The following is a 14,927-nucleotide window of genomic DNA, read 5'->3' as shown; positions in this document are numbered from 1 at the left end:
GATAATTATCTGAAGAAGTTTAAATACCTTGGTAGTGTAACTGTTAGGGCCAAATTCCCCAACTATCAATCTGGTAATTTCTGTAATCCGAGCGAATTAGCGTACCAATAGGGATACATATCTTGTCTGAAGGTTTTTACTATAATAGGTGCCGACGAATTTGATTCAATAAAAAACGAGACTTGGCCTGATTGAGAAGTGCTAAATAACCTTGGTTCAGCGGACACTTTGTACCTGTTCACCACCTCTTGCCTTGGAAACCGCCAACGATTCATAAAGCCTTGGCTAAATATGACATATTCAGCCCCTACTGTACCTATAAACTCACTAGAGGACGAAGTATTACTGCCATGATGGGGAGCGAGTAAAATATCGGACTGTAATTGTTTTGGAAACATATTTACGAGCTGTTTTTCTATACCTGTATCAATATCGCCTGGCAATAAAACACTATGGAAATTATCAGATACTTTAATCACACAGGAACCGTTATTATCATTGTACTTATGGGCATCATCAGGCCAAAGCGCAGTAACGCGTAACCCTTGCCACTTTAAATTCAGACCTTTTTGACAGTGTGTTTTATTGGTTAACACCTGAGGCGGTTTGATACCTTTTAGTAACTGCGGCAAGCTGCCTGCATGGTCATTATCACCATGGCTAAGCAGCACAAAATCAACATTACTAGTTAATCCCCGTGCCTGTAAAAGTGGCAACAACACACTGTCTGCCATATTAAAACCTGATGGATAACTGGCGCCAACATCGTAAATTATCGCGCGGTTATTCTTAGTTATTAATACCGCTACTCCCTGCCCCACATCTAAAATATCTATCTGCCAAGTTTTCAGTTGTGGGGTAAATACATAGCTCGTTAGAGGTAACAAAAGTAGCCATAAGTATTTTTTATTCAACCAAAAACTCGGTAAACATAGGCATACCACAAATACGAACACCAAGAGCCACACTAGAGCCGGAAGTTTAGGTAAGTTGAAATAAGCGCCATTGAGAGTGAGTGCGAAATCAAGAAATCTTAGTCCGTACTCTATAATAAAATCCGCAGCCAAAAATAATTGCAATGCCCATTGAGGGTCAAACGCCAAACTAACGACCGCGGTGATACATATAGGAACTAAAATCATAGTGACTATAGGTACCGCTATTAAGTTAACTACAGGCGATACCAACGATACGTAGGAAAACTGCCAAGCCACTAAGGGCAGCATCAAAAGTGCCAAACATAGTTGAATTTTGAGCAAACCTAACAATAGAGCCATTAGCGAAAAGCCATCTTTGTTGCTTGGCCAGCGCCAAAATATAAAATAGATAATCAGCACCGCTGAAAAGCTCAACCAAAAACTAAGCCCGAACAGACTAAGTGGAAACATTAAAATAAAAGCACATAGGGCCCATAGAATCAGACTTTTGGGCCTCAGGCTTTTATTTCTCAAGAAAAACACAGAAAACAAAAGCAACATTAACCATGCTCGTAAAGTTGGCAACCCAAACCCTGCTAATGCGGAATAGCTTAGGGTAGTCAACAGGGTTAACAACATAGCTAAATTATGCAGATTGATAAAATGTAAAGAGTTATACCTACTAATCAATGCACCCGCTATCCAACCTATCAATACATAACTAAGACTCGCGACCAACGCCAAATGCAAACCTGATATAGCAATTAAATGTGCCACTCCAGTGTTTTGCACTAAAACCCAATCTGCCGGTTGCAATAATCCGCGATAACCAAAGGTAATGGCAGCAAGCCAAGCACTATTAGATAAATCAAACTCTAACATTTGATTTAGTAACCTTTGCCTAACGCTTTTATCATCCACCATCAGTTGATTTTCAGGGTGTGATTTAACGTAACCGGTGGCAACGATCCCTTCGCTCAACAACCATTGTTGATAGTTAAATCCCGCTTCGTTGGCTAAACCATGAGGCGGTTTGACTTTAGCGGTAAGTTTAACCTTTTGGCCCTGTTGTACTTGCCACCCAGGATTACGCCAATTTAGTCGGAATGTTCGCGAAAACATTAGCGCCTTACCTTCAATATGTGTGACCCGCAGATTAAAACGAATATTTTGATCTGCAATAACGACGCTCTTTACCTCGCCTATTATTTGTATTGCTCGACTAGTTTGTTCGGAAGATAGTTGCAAAGTGTATTGCCAATGCCCTACACTCGCCATCCAGACTATGCCGAGTAAAAAGCAACCTAGGTGTTGATATTTTCTTATTATTAGGCAAGTACAAAATAGTATTAATATAGTGATATCGATGGAAGGCAAACTAGTCCACAATAACGACGTGAACGAAGCGGCTATGAAACTGAGAAGTTTACTGTCCATTGTTACTGGTATATGCGATCCGTTGCTGCATGAAATTAAAGTATAGAGAACTATTCTGAAAAAGTTTATTAAGCGCTTTCTGCCTAGCCCCCAAAAAGTTAAAGACCAAAAAATTCTTTCTGTATTTGGTACTTTACTGCATGATCCTAATCTTTGGCATTTGAACCGACGCTCTGCATCTGGTGCCTTTGCAGTAGGTTTATTCTTTGCCTTTTGGCCAATACCTTTTCAAATGTGGTTAGCCGCAGCTATGGCAATTCCACTGCGAGTAAATTTGCCATTATCAGTGGCAACAGTATGGATCACTAATCCGTTTACTATGCCTCCTATTTTTTACGGCGCCTATTTAGTAGGCACAACTGTGCTGGGCTCACCAGAAAGAAAATTTACTTTTGAGCTAAATTGGGACTGGGTTGTTCAAAGTATTGAAACCATAGGTCCTGCATTTATCGTTGGATGTATAATTTGTTCTTTAGTATTTAGTGCCATCGGGTATGTTAGTTTAAATTATCTGTGGCGATTATCAGTCAAAAAGGCATGGAAACAGCGGATTCAGAAACGTTTTCCAACAACCAGATGATGCACAATCACTAGCTGCCAGACAACGGCCTAGAATATGTCCACGCTCTATTTTCAATTTACACGCGATTAATGTGATCATTAATTCCACACTATTAAAGTGATCAATGAGACTCACTTGGTAGAGTTTCGTCTAAGTGTTGCCCTGAATCATTTGAAAAAACAATGTAGGCCATTGCTCCACCATACATATCGAGCAAGGCATGCAGAATAATTGGAACAATAAGTGAGTCAGTAAAAAGATAAATCAACGCCATAGTTGCCCCCAGAATGGCCGTTCGTAAGATGTGAATCGGACCTTGGTATATATGTGGTAAACCAAACACAAGACTCGAAATGATTACGACCATATAGGTTGGAAAATAGCCCCCGAGCACCTGCATTAGATAACCTCGAAACAGAATTTCTTCACAAATACCCGCAGTAATAGATAATCCTAAAATGAAATAACGCGCCTCTCTAGAATTAGACGGCGTCATCCATCGAATATAGGCAAGTTGTTTTCTAATTGTTGAGTGTTCAGTAGTGTTGTTCTTGAGTTGTTTGAGTGAAAATAAAAAATATCCACAAAGCGCTAACACAGCCACGATACCAAGTAAATTAGCCAAGTCCATTTGCCATTTTAAACCAATGCTTTCTAATGAAATTGCGGTTTGGTTGATAAGCACCATCAAAACAATTACCGGTAAAATAAGATGTAACATCCAACTAACATACAAGCCAACACGCAGTGATGGCTGAGCAATAACGTTTTGTTTTTCTTTTTTATAAGTCAAAAAAATGTACAGGGGATTCAAGATGAAATACCCCCATAATAGATACTCTAGATATGTCATATTGTTTCCCACACCGATTCATTAATTATCTGAATCAAGTGTAAAGGGAAATCCAATACAAATTAATGGTATACTATTTTACATATTGTAAACTAAAAGATTATAAATAAATCTCATGTTTAAAACAGAAACCTTAATTGCCTTTACTCTTGTTGCTAAACACCGCAGCTTTACACTCGCAGCCAATGCGCAAGGGCAAACTCCTATGGCAATGAGTAAACAAGTTTCACAACTTGAAAAACGTTTGGCAGAACCCTTATTTGAACGCAGTACCAGAAAAATCAGATTGACTCAGTTTGGCCAAGAGTTTTTGCTTAGAGTACAAAAAATACTGGAACAACATGATGCTATGGCGCATTGGCTTGAGTCTCGGCAAGGAGAGTTTTCTGGTACGCTGAATGTGGTTTCTCAGTCATCCCAAACTTACGACGAAACCGTTTTCCCTTGGCTGGCAGAATTCCATCATTGTTATCCAAATATAGAACTCGTTTTTGAAGTACAAGAAAGCGTCATCGACATAGATAAAAACCCCTACGATATTTATTGGGGAATTGATGAATATTTAGGAATACAACACCCTTCGTTAAAACGCAGATCCCTTTGGAAAGCACAATTAGGTATATTTGCGTCCCCTGAATATCTAACTAAATTCGGCACCCCCAACTCACCTGACGAACTCAAAAACCACAAGGTAATTAGCCACCCACACAGCGATCCCAGTAATATTCTTATCGTTAATAAGGTCGCCAATAGTCAACAACATGAAATGGAATTTGTTGTCCTCGATGCGCCAATGAAAACAGTCTCAGGGCAATCAAAATTTGCGGTATCAGGCTTAGGGCTAGTCAACGCTTTAGTAGATAATAATGATATTAAAGCGTACCTCGCCAATGGTCAGTTATTACCTGTATTAGAAAAATACTGGTACTCGTCAGCGGAGATATATATCTATTATCATCAGGTTAAACTTGAGCAACCTAAGGTTCGGGCTTTTATTGACTTCTTTCTTTCAAAAAGAAAATATTGGTAACCTATTCGTTAATAGTAAGGATAATTACACCTATAGCTAAACATCAATAGGATATCGACGGGCCATTTCATCAAATGACTGTTGAATAAGTTTACTGAGAACGTGCTGATCGACATCGCTTAATTTATTAATATATAAACAAGATTTGCCAGTCTTATACTTACCAAGTTGTTGCAGTTGTTCTTCAAATTCATTGAATCCCACCATAATATACAATGCCAAGTTTTGTTTTCGTGGGGAAAAACCAGTGCGCATAAATTGATGCGTTTTTTTATCTGCCGTTTGGTAGCAATAGCGACCGTACCCAATGATGCTACTTCCCCAGAGCACAGCTTCACGCTTTGTTACTTTCGCAAAGATATCCAATCATTCAAAAGCATCAGCTCGACGTTGTGGGTGTGCTATTGTTTCAATAAAATCCAATGCACTCTTTTGTGTAGGTTGTGTTTTATTATCTGCCATGTACTTTCCGATTAATGCAGTAACAGCGCTATGAAATGATAGCACTTTTATTTCTAAACTAAGTGATTGTTAGCGGTATAATTATCCATTCATTATTCTAGTTCGCAATCGCGTTATTTATCCAAGTGAGTTATTGCAGCTTTAGGATAGCCATCTCCAACTACCCAATCTACAAAAATGCGTTGTTCAATTTGCTGTCGTTAAACTTGTGTTAAGGCCCCCAAATTCTCAATTAGGTGTTGGCTAAAGCTGACGCCTGAATTAGCTACCTAAATTCCACCTTGGTATAGTCGCCAATACAATAGTATGTTTGAGTAAAACACCAAGCGATAAAAAGTTAACTGCATAGGAAAACGTCCCCCCTATACCTTTAGTAATAGTTTAAAGAACCTGCTTACTCCCCAACTCAGTAAAATAAAGTTAATATTAACAATGAGTTAACAACAATCAAATTTTTCAATTTAATGCTATTGTCATATTAGTGTCATCGAAACGACTTACAAACCTCCTATTTTGGCGACCATCTAAAAGCACACTTTCGAATAAACGATGGGAAAATCGACAATATGAATAATAAAACCTTTACACCTGTTTTTAATCAACTTTCTTTGCTCATTGCCGCTTTATTAGGCACACCAGTCTTTGCTCAACAAACACCAGATAAAGAAATTGAGCAGATAACGGTCACTGCTCAAAAACGTGTTCAATCAATTCAAGATGTACCTGCCAGTATCAGTGCTTACAATGGTGATTTTTTGGAATCCATGGGAGTTGGTGAGCTAGATATGTTATCTGAAATCACTCCAGGACTTGTGATCCAAGAACAAAGCCCGAACAACCCAGGTTTTGTTATTCGAGGCATTACTTCAGATAGTGGCTCAGCGCAAGCAGCACCTCGCGTGTCTATTTATTATAACGGTGCGGATATCTCTCGCTCTCGGGGTTCCTATTTCGAAATGTTTGATATTGAGCGTATCGAAGTCGTGAAAGGCCCCCAGGCCACCCTGTTTGGCACAGCCGCTTCTGTTGGAGCTTTGAGTGTCATCACTAATAAGCCAGAAGAAGACTTTTCTTCTTCTATAACTTTAGGTTTAGGCAATTTTGCAGCTAAACAGGCTAAGGGGTATGTCACAGGCGGAAACGAAACCCTACAAGGCAGATTTGCCTTTAGTTACCGTCAACGAGATGGTTTTATTGAAAACAAAGCCGGAGACGCCGATTCACAAAATCCAAACGGTACTCATCAAGAAGATATGCATGGCATTGAACGTACTGCTTTTAGAGCTTCACTTCGCTTTACTCCAAATGAAAGCATTACAGCCGATTTAACCTTAACTCACGAAGAAAATGACGATACCGGCACTTCATTCAAAAATGGTATTTATGCGCCAACAGGCGGTGATACTAGCCCGTATACCTTTGTAGAAATGTCGGGCAGCCCATACTCTGCCGAGGTGCTTGGATCAGATAAACTAGGCGTAAAACGTGAAACAGATGACATTAATTTAACTGTCAATTGGGACCTATCTGAAAACCTTATGTTTACTTCAATCACCGCCACTCGTAGCTTCGATTCATTAGAAATATTTGATGGTGACGGTACCCAAGCGTGGTTTTTAGAATTTGCCGAAGACGCCGAAGGGGATCAGTTTAGCCAAGAGTTTAGATTACTGCACACTAGCGATAAACTTACTACCATTGCTGGTATCAGCTATTTTACCGAAGATGGTAATCAAGGTGTACCTTTTAGTACTGAGGAGTCAATCTACTTAAATTGTCTTAGCGCCTTAGGTACTGGTTTACCTTGTATTAATGGAGATGGCTCAGTCAACATACTCACTCCTGCTCTAACCGTTGGTGCCGCATCAGAATTACCTTACAGTGCATTGTTTAGCAATTTTGGCGAGTCTGATACCTTCTCCGTTTTTGCCGATTTTACTTATTCGGTTAGTGACAACCTTGAACTTACCGCAGGGCTACGTTATGTAACCGAAGATAAAACCAGTGGGTATAGCGCAGTTTCTCCCGACTCAGTCATTTTAACTAATGTGGGTGCTCCTGGACCGTTACTGCCAGTTGTCGACACAAATGGTGAAAAGTTTGAAGCAAGCGACACGTTTAACGATTGGTTGCCACGTTTTAACATCTTGTATAACTTAAACAAAAATACCAATCTCTACGCGACTATTTCTAAGGGTCGCCGTTCTGAAGTGCTAGATGTTAGTTCTCAAGCCGGCGAAAATGGAGCCATAGCAGATGTAACTTTAGTGCCAGCTGAAATCATCTGGAACTACGAAACAGGTGTCAAAGGTCAGGCTTTAGATCGTTCAATCACTTATTCTGCCTCAATATTCTATCAAGATTATTCAGATTTTCAGGTAACCCAGCAAGACGATGCAGGCAATTTTTTCACTGCCAATGCCGGTTCAGCCACCAACATTGGTGTTGAAACAGAGTTAAGAGCATTGTTAGGGGATTATTTCGACGTATTTGCTAATTTTGCTTACATTGACGCAGAAATTGACGACGACAGTGACAATGGTGACTTAGCCGGTAATCGATTCCGTCTACAACCAGAAGTGACGGTCAGTACAGGGATTTCATATAATCAACCGTTAACAGATAATCTAAGCTTAACAGGCTCTTTAGTATACAGCTGCCGCTCAGACATATTCTTTGAACCCGCTAATGCCCCGATTTCAGGATTAGATATTAGTGAAGACGCCATTAGTTTAGTCAATGCCCGAGTGGGTATCGCAAACGAAACAAACAGTTGGTCTGTCAGTTTGTTCGTCAGTAACTTATTTGACAAAGAATACTTAGTCGATGCGGGAAATACCGGTGGAAGTTTTGGCAACCCCACCTTTGTTGCCGGCCCACCTAGATTTGTAGGAATTGAATTTAATATGGCATTTGGTGACTAGAAACACAGATAACGAGTAATGGTAGCATTAGAGGCTAGCAATCGTATTTCGCTGGCCTCTTTTACAACTTTCTAAAACACTGCTTATTTTCACCCTAATACCAAGTCTAAAACGCGCAAGATCTAAAGTTAACCTAGCCAACTCCCAAACATAGTGCATTAAACAACAGCCACTCATACTCTGCTATAGTTGCATTAAATTGGTGCAAAAGACACTCAAACTAAGATATTCTCCTTCTCTGGCTAGACACATTAGCCTTTAATAATTAACGCAAAAGGACACTCATGAAAACATTAAAGAAAAGCGCCTTAGTCATTGCAATCCACGCAGCACTAATTAGCCAAGTCTCAATTGCACAAGAGGCCAAAGAAAGCGAGCGAGCTTTAGAGTCTATTACAGTGACGGCTCAAAAACGTACCCAAAGTATTCAAGAGGTGCCTATTTCTATCGCCACATTAAACGGGGAACAATTTGAAAGCATTTTTGCAGGTGGCGAAGACATCATAGCGTTAGCCGTTCGCGTACCTGGATTATATGCCGAAACATCAAATGGTCGAGTAGCCCCTCGTTTTTATATTCGCGGACTAGGCAACACAGATTTTGACCTAGCAGCATCACAACCGGTTTCTATTGTTATGGACGATGTCGTCAAAGAAAACGTAATATTGAAAAGTTTTCCGTTGTTTGATATCGAACAAGTAGAAGTGATTCGAGGTCCACAAGGTACCTTATTTGGACGCAACACTACAGCCGGCATAATCAAATTCGATTCGGTTAAACCAAGTGATGATTTTGATGCCTACGTTAAACTAGGTGTGGGTAATCTAGGCACCTTTAATATTGAAGGCGCGGTTGGCGGAAGCCTAGGAGAAGATCTTGCCGGGCGATTCTCTGTGTTATCACAAGACAGAGATGATTGGATTGATAATGCCTACACCGGGCAAAACGATGTTATTGGTGGCTTTGATGAAAAAGCCTGGCGTGGTCAATTGGCGTATCAGCCTTCTGATGATTTTTCGGCATTATTAAGTGTTCATGGACGTGAACTTGACGGAACGGCGTCGGTTTTTCGAGCCAATATCCTAACTCGTGGCAGTAATGATCTGAATCAAAACTTCGACCGCGACAAGGTTTATTACGATGGCGATATCGATGGGAATGGCGCGGATAATAACCCGCAAACTTATGAAAACTACGGCGCGTCTTTAAAACTGGAGTTTGGCCTAGAAGATATGAGTCTTACCAGCATCACTGCAATTGAAAACGCCGAAGGCTCAAGCCTAGGTGACATAGATGGTGGTGTAACATTAACCGAAGCCGCCGACATTAATGGCGATGGCACAACAGAATTAACTTACCCTGGTAATATTGCATTTAGTGCTGTGACTCAAGATAACTTGGATGATCTTGAACAGTTTACCCAAGAATTCCGCTTAGCCAGCGACACCAGTGACGCGCTTAGTTGGCAGGTAGGGGCTTTTTATTACGAATCGTCTTTCAACGTAACCAGTATTGACGGCTTTTATGGTGCCACCACAGTGTTTCATGACAACACCACTTGGGCAGTATTTGGGCAGACATCTTATGATGTCAACGAAAAATTAAACCTAACTGGTGGTGTACGTTATACCAAAGACGACAAATCACTGGTTGTAGGTGAGCAAAACGTAGATGGTTTTGCTGTAGTCATTGGTGCCGCTTCGGTTCAGGACTATGAAGATATTAACGTAGACGACGGCCAAGTCAGTTGGGAGCTTAGCGCCAACTACAAAGTTAACCAAAACACGTCATTGTTTACCAGAGTAGCCAACGGCTTTAGAGCCCAGACTATTCAAGGACGAGATGTAGCCTTTGAAGGCTCTCCTTCGGTTGCTGAATCTGAAACCATCAATTCCTTTGAAGTGGGTACTAAAACAGACTTATTAGACGATACCCTGCGCTTAAACGTAGCGGCTTTTTATTACGAAATTGATGACGTGCAATTTTCGGCCATTGGTGGTGGAGCCAATAATACCGCTCTGATTAATGCAGACCAAGGTGTGGGTTATGGTTTTGAAGTAGATGCACAATATCTAGTGACCGATAATTTAACCCTAACCGCTGGTTACAGTTACAACCATACCGAAATTAAAGATGATTCGTTAACGGTTTTACCTTGTGGTGCAAACCCAAGTTTCAACTTTACTGGTAACTGTACAGTGATTGATCCAACTGTTGATGGCTACAGAGTATCAATAGATGGCAATCCGTTCCCGCAAGCACCAGAAACCATCTTTAACTTCACCGCTCGCTACGCGTTTCCTGTTGGCGAAGATGCGGAGATTTCTATCTACACCGACTGGGCATTTCAAGGCAAAACAAATTTGTTTTTATATAGCTCACTTGAGTTTAAAACCAATGATAACTTTGAAGGTGGCCTAAGAATTTCTTATGAAAACTTTGCTGACGACTACAGCATTAGCCTATTCGGTCGTAACATTACTGATGAAGAAAATCTAAAAGGTGCGATAGATTTCAATAACTTAACAGGCATTGTTAATCAACCACGAATCTTTGGAATTGAAGCTAAAGTACGTTTTTATTAATTGCTGACCGCCTAAGTTAAAGGCGTCTTAGGACGCCTTTTGTCGTTCTTATGTGACAATATTTACTGGTTACTACCATAGGTAACCTGCAAGTATTCAACAATTTTTGTTGAATCAAACATGGCAACATTATTATTAGGATCGACCAAATAAGGGATTGCCATTTTCCCCTCTATGTTTTGTAGGTGCTTGCGATTAGAGAGTGCACTATTAGGCTTTATATTTAACGCGTCTCTGACTTGTGGTAATAACCATTCACCTAATTCAGTTCGACCACAACTCCGTAAAATATAAGGGATCTCTAACTCACACAAACATTCGCGCACAATACGTGCGTAGGGACTGGTTTCAAAACTGTATAATTCGAGTAATTGTTCAGGGGGCCGGGATGCCTTTTTGATTTGCCCTACCCCAAGTCGAGCCGTGTTAGCTACCATAGACGCCAGCTTTTGTAACTTTCCAAATTGCCATTTTAACGGTAAGGGTCGTTTGCCATAGGTTTCAAATAAGTATTTGATGATACTTAAGGATTCGTACATCTGAACACCAGTGTTAGGGTCGCTCAAGAAAGGAAACTGTGTCTTGCCTCCTGTTTCAAGCACCAACTCTCGATAGCGCGTTCCCAATTTAGGACAGGGATAAATTTCTGCATCTAAATCCAACTCAGTTAATGCTTCTCTAACCAATCTACAATAGGGGCAACCCTCAATGTCGAATAACATCAAAGCTACATCAGGCTTAACTGCTGCGGCTTTACTGCTAATTCCAGTTCCACTGCGTGCTAAAGAAACTAGCAGTGAACTCGCAAAATTAATTGGTTGTAGTTTTAAGTATTTCAAAGCAAGGCTCCCTGTAAATTCTAAAACGAATATACCAGTTACAGTGGAAACAATAAAAGTCACATATAACTTATCGGTACGAGTCTCAAATACTCAGCTAGCCAAATTTTTAAATTTATAAGTAGATGGTTTGACCTTTGGTGGCACTTTGTTTAGCGGCGTCCAAAATCTCCACTACCGTCATATTGTTTTCAAGGGCCGATAAATCTGTTGGCTTAACTTTTACTTTACCTTCAATTACCGCCTTAAGGTAACTAAAGCCGCTATTATAAGGACTTGCTAACCTTGGAAGTTTCTGTACTTTTTCATGATATTCGTCGTAGCCTTTAGCGATACGGACTCTAAGATTTTGACTATTATCTGAATACACTGCGCCCGTTAGTCCATAAATTTCCATATCTTTACGGCCCATGGGCCAATTCCAAGAAGCTTGTATCACGGTTTGCGAGGTTTCATAAGTGAGAATAATAGTCGCCTCGTCCTCTACATTGGGATTTACTTCTGGCTGCAATTGCTGCGTAACAGCTGTGACAGATAACGGCGTTTTGCCTTCCATTAGCCATGTAGACAGATTTGCGCCATAGCAACCAAAATCAATAATCACCCCTCCTCCATTTTGTACAGGGTCAAATAGCCAAGCCAAAAACTCGTCGTGTAAACCCAATTTAGCTGGGCCTTTATGTCCATCACGCACTATCAGTTTTCTTACTTCGCCTATCTCGCCACTTTTAACAATATCGTAGGCTTTATAGTTACTGGCATACCAAGAGGTTTCATAATTCGTCAGTAAATGTATACGATGCTTTTTAGCCAGTTTATACATTTTTTGAGCATGCTCACTATTAACCGCGAGCGGTTTTTCAACCATAACATGCACACCTAAAGGCGCCAGTGTTTCAACCACTTCTAAATGTTCATAGATACTACCAAATGCCACAGCGGCGCTGGGTTTCACCGTTTTCATCATGCTCTGCATGTCTGGATAAACTAGGCTCATCGCGAAGCCAAATTGTTTGGATAACCGTAAAGCAAGTTGTGTATCGGATTCAACCAACCCAACTATCTTTATTTCACCTCGTTGTTCACTCTCAAAAACCCAACCTAAGTGCACATGCGTCAGTCCAACTACCGCTATTGGTAGCGCGGACTCGGTACTTTTTACCTGAGAACATATTCCAATGAGTAAAAAGAGATACACTACTTTTTTCATTTTATACGCCTGTGTTCTTTTTGAAAAACATGACTTAGTTGTCTCTAAGGTTTGTTTTACTATTTGGCTATGTTACGAGAATAATATGATTTAGGTGGTGGGGTAAATATGCAAACGTATGTAGTGCAACGGCTATTATTTCATCTAAAAATAAAATAATGCCAATCCATCGTAATCTGGTATCACTCAAAACGCATATCAAGATGGATAACGATAAAACTGACGCGACTAAAACCAAGAAATCAAACAGAAAAATTAGCTAGTGGAACTAGAAATTGTGCCACACAAAGACAACAATCCAAGTTGCGGCGTTAAGAAAATCAGTCTTTAACTGCTTTAACTAATAACTGCAATGACCCTTGCTAATCTGATCCACCCTGTTCAATAACTAGCCTATTTCGGCCTTGTTGCTTGGCTTGGTACATAGCTTTATCTGCGCGGATCATCAAAGAGTCAAGGGTGTTATCGTTCAGATTTTGAAATGCTATACCTATACTGATAGAGGTGTTAATTTGGTTTTCATCCAACATTAATGGTGTCGTAACAGCTTTGATGACCTTCTTCGCCACTTTTTCAGCATATTCAATTGTCGCAATATCATCGAGCAAGATAGCAAACTCGTCACCACCCAATCGACTCAAACTATCGGTATCACGAATACATTTTTTAACTAGACCTGCTACTTCTACCAACAAAAGATCCCCAATATGGTGACCATAAGTATCATTAATTTGCTTAAAATTATCCAAATCCAAAAACAGCAATGCCATTTTTTTATGTTGGTCTCTTTTACTGTTATTTAGAGCGCGCTGTACCCTATCGTTAAACAATGACCGATTTGGCAGTTTGGTAAGGGGGTCATGCAATGCCATAAATTGTAAGTCTGCCCGAGCTTGCATCCTCTCGATAGCATTTCGGATATGTCTTGCGACAAAACATAACAATTGCTCGTCTTTTTTGGTGAAACCAATATTTTCTTTGTAACTTTGTACTACTACCACACCATGCAGAGGTGGATTACCAAACGGAACCCCTAACCACGCATAAGGCAAAGACCCTTTTATATAAACCTCGTTAGAATCAATCATGGATTGCATTTTCTGTTTACTTGCCAGTAGTGGTTTATTTGTATTTAACACGTAGCCAGTAATACTGGGCTTGTCTTTATCGAGTGGAATCACTTCATTAGGCGGCACTTCATCAACTTCATCTACAGCATAAGGCAAAGTGATAGCTTTCCCATCATCAATGACTAAGGCTACAAAAAAATTTGAAGCAAACATGAGTTTAGCGATGCTTTTATGAAGACGCTCATAAAACTCTTGCATATCTGATGTTTCAAAAATGAGCTCGGCAATTTCAAACAAAGTATCCTGAATTTTACCGCTATATTCCAGTTTCTCGATGGTTTGTTGTAGCTGTTCTATGGCGCTGTTCTTTTCTAGTTTGATGGCGGTAATAGAAGCGATTGCGTTTAAAGACTTTTGAGTTTGAGAAGAAAAATCAGCAATATTCCTACTGCCACAATAGATGACACCAAGTAATTTATCCCCTATCACTATGGGTACAACTATGGCGGACAAATGCTCAGAATTTTTTTGTACAAATTCAGGGTGAATAAGAAGGTTATCAATATTTTCAGTATGTAGCGATTTCGCTACTTTACCGATAAGTCCTTGGTCTAAACCAACCTCTATTAACTGATTGGCTTCGAGGGGCTTCGATTGTTTTTTTATAAAAGCCGTAGTCAGAGTAAGAATCTGTTTTGCGGGATCAAATGAATAGTATTCGATATCCTCGATATTGAGTTTATTGACCAATGTGTCAGATAAGTAACCGACAATTTCATGTTCTAAATTTGCGGGCAGGATGTCCATCAAATATTGATTCACAATTTTTAAGTGCTTATATTCGATTTCTAAATGATACTGCGCTTCTTTCATTATCCTTAAGCCCTTTGCCCTAATCTTAAACACTTAGATTTTTTACGTATTCTTACATTAAATCAAAGAATAAGCTCTAAACGCAAAAAAATATTAAACAGACAAGTAGCTTTACAATATACGTCCTTGTTATTTACAGCTGCAATATTTAAACAAATAACTAGT

General features: G+C 39.9%; 10 protein-coding genes. 4 read left to right on the top strand and 6 right to left on the bottom strand.

Translation table 11 applies throughout. The features are described 5' to 3' along the window. Nucleotides 1-65: 65 nt before the first annotated feature. Complete coding sequence (locus KO534_RS00260; RefSeq protein WP_215925981.1) at nt 66-2,354, bottom strand: DNA internalization-related competence protein ComEC/Rec2; 2,289 nt, start codon at nt 2,352-2,354, stop codon at nt 66-68. Nucleotides 2,355-2,406: 52 nt separating this feature from the next. On the opposite strand from KO534_RS00260, the gene KO534_RS00255 reads away from it, so the two are divergent. Next, nucleotides 2,407-2,934, top strand: coding sequence for a DUF2062 domain-containing protein (locus KO534_RS00255; protein WP_215926018.1), 528 nt, complete (start codon nt 2,407-2,409; stop codon nt 2,932-2,934). Between the two features lie 103 nt (nt 2,935-3,037). Here KO534_RS00255 and KO534_RS00250 read toward each other — a convergent pair whose 3' ends face one another. Beyond that, the gene (locus KO534_RS00250) at nt 3,038-3,769 is read right to left on the bottom strand and encodes a CPBP family intramembrane glutamic endopeptidase (RefSeq protein ID WP_215925979.1); all 732 of its coding nucleotides are present in this window, start codon (nt 3,767-3,769) and stop codon (nt 3,038-3,040) included. A gap of 115 nt (nt 3,770-3,884) precedes the next feature. Between KO534_RS00250 and KO534_RS00245 the strand changes: the two genes are divergently transcribed. Beyond that, nucleotides 3,885-4,799 (top strand): LysR family transcriptional regulator, encoded by a 915-nt coding sequence (locus tag KO534_RS00245; protein ID WP_215925977.1) that lies wholly within the window; start codon nt 3,885-3,887, stop codon nt 4,797-4,799. Between the two features lie 36 nt (nt 4,800-4,835). On the opposite strand, the gene KO534_RS00240 is transcribed toward KO534_RS00245, so the two are convergent. Continuing rightward, nucleotides 4,836-5,165 (bottom strand): DUF1801 domain-containing protein, encoded by a 330-nt coding sequence (locus tag KO534_RS00240; protein ID WP_252731838.1) that lies wholly within the window; start codon nt 5,163-5,165, stop codon nt 4,836-4,838. 662 nt (nt 5,166-5,827) lie between these two features. Between KO534_RS00240 and KO534_RS00235 the strand changes: the two genes are divergently transcribed. Together KO534_RS00235 and KO534_RS00230 are read left to right on the top strand one after the other, a co-directional pair. Next, the gene (locus tag KO534_RS00235; RefSeq protein ID WP_215925975.1) at nt 5,828-8,185 is read left to right on the top strand and encodes a TonB-dependent receptor; all 2,358 of its coding nucleotides are present in this window, start codon (nt 5,828-5,830) and stop codon (nt 8,183-8,185) included. Nucleotides 8,186-8,469: 284 nt separating this feature from the next. After that, nucleotides 8,470-10,770 carry a TonB-dependent receptor gene (locus KO534_RS00230; protein ID WP_215925973.1) on the top strand — a complete coding sequence of 767 codons (2,301 nt, stop codon included), beginning with the start codon at nt 8,470-8,472 and terminating at the stop codon, nt 10,768-10,770. Between the two features lie 62 nt (nt 10,771-10,832). Here the strand turns inward: KO534_RS00230 and KO534_RS00225 are convergent, their stop codons facing one another. From KO534_RS00225 to KO534_RS00215, 3 genes are all read right to left on the bottom strand, one after another. Beyond that, nucleotides 10,833-11,609 (bottom strand): glutathione S-transferase N-terminal domain-containing protein, encoded by a 777-nt coding sequence (locus KO534_RS00225; protein ID WP_215925971.1) that lies wholly within the window; start codon nt 11,607-11,609, stop codon nt 10,833-10,835. Between the two features lie 115 nt (nt 11,610-11,724). After that, complete coding sequence (locus KO534_RS00220) at nt 11,725-12,819, bottom strand: Gfo/Idh/MocA family protein (protein ID WP_215925968.1); 1,095 nt, start codon at nt 12,817-12,819, stop codon at nt 11,725-11,727. Nucleotides 12,820-13,181: 362 nt separating this feature from the next. Next, complete coding sequence (locus KO534_RS00215; protein WP_215925966.1) at nt 13,182-14,762, bottom strand: sensor domain-containing diguanylate cyclase; 1,581 nt, start codon at nt 14,760-14,762, stop codon at nt 13,182-13,184. Between the last annotated feature and the right edge of the window lie 165 nt (nt 14,763-14,927).

This window comes from Paraglaciecola arctica, assembly GCF_018861065.1.
In the GTDB taxonomy this organism is placed as follows: Bacteria; Pseudomonadota; Gammaproteobacteria; order Enterobacterales; family Alteromonadaceae; genus Paraglaciecola; species Paraglaciecola arctica_B.
This window is presented reverse-complemented; position numbering and strand designations above follow the sequence as displayed.

Coding starts and splice junctions, on each gene's coding strand:
- KO534_RS00245 (WP_215925977.1), top strand. CDS start 3,885: ATGTTTAAAACAGAAACCTTAATTGCCTTTACTCTTGTTGCTAAACAC.
- KO534_RS00235 (WP_215925975.1), top strand. CDS start 5,828: ATGAATAATAAAACCTTTACACCTGTTTTTAATCAACTTTCTTTGCTC.
- KO534_RS00230 (WP_215925973.1), top strand. CDS start 8,470: ATGAAAACATTAAAGAAAAGCGCCTTAGTCATTGCAATCCACGCAGCA.
- KO534_RS00260 (WP_215925981.1), bottom strand. CDS start 2,354: ATGGACAGTAAACTTCTCAGTTTCATAGCCGCTTCGTTCACGTCGTTA.
- KO534_RS00250 (WP_215925979.1), bottom strand. CDS start 3,769: ATGACATATCTAGAGTATCTATTATGGGGGTATTTCATCTTGAATCCC.
- KO534_RS00220 (WP_215925968.1), bottom strand. CDS start 12,819: ATGAAAAAAGTAGTGTATCTCTTTTTACTCATTGGAATATGTTCTCAG.
- KO534_RS00215 (WP_215925966.1), bottom strand. CDS start 14,762: ATGAAAGAAGCGCAGTATCATTTAGAAATCGAATATAAGCACTTAAAA.